We start from the raw sequence: 505 nt of genomic DNA on the forward strand, positions 1-505 counted from the left end.
AATCAAAACCCAGTGCTTAAATTATTACGTAATACAGGTCTAGTGGCTTTTGATGTTATTCCGGGGATTAAGCCTTTGGTTGCCAATTATGCAATGGGATTAAAAGCATGAACCAAGTGAATGAGTCTGTAGAGGTATTGGACGTCGTCATTATTGGTGGCGGTTTGGTTGGTGGTTTAACGGCTTTGTTATTGGCGCAAGGTGGGGTACAGGCCACTGTACTTGATGCAGCACCTATTCTCGATGCTGAAAGGACGTTAGCCGTTGCCAACCCTCGGGTACTTGCATTGAGTCAAGCCACCATTCATTTGTTAAAAACAGTGGATGTCTGGGAAAAGATTGCACGTCAAATGCCTTATACGGGGATGCAGGTTTGGAATAAAAATGGCTATGGTGAAATTAATTTTGGCCATGTCTCTGAAAAATTTCCAACAGCACAGCAAAGTTTAGGTTCAATGGTTGAACCTAGTTTGCTCAATCTCGCAATTCAGCAACAAATGTTAGA

2 protein-coding genes are annotated in these 505 nt (G+C 42.4%); both read left to right on the forward strand.

Features of this window, described 5'->3' with window-relative positions:
- The coding region (locus RR876_RS17425) for a hypothetical protein (RefSeq protein WP_332637232.1) at positions 1-111 on the forward strand (111 nt) is incomplete at its 5' end.
- Positions 108-505: FAD-dependent monooxygenase (locus RR876_RS17430; RefSeq protein WP_332637231.1), on the forward strand; the 398-nt coding region annotated here is incomplete at its 3' end. The genes RR876_RS17425 and RR876_RS17430, both read left to right, overlap by 4 nt.

The sequence above is a fragment of the Acinetobacter sp. genome (genome assembly GCF_036666595.1).
Taxonomy (GTDB): domain Bacteria; phylum Pseudomonadota; class Gammaproteobacteria; order Pseudomonadales; family Moraxellaceae; genus Acinetobacter.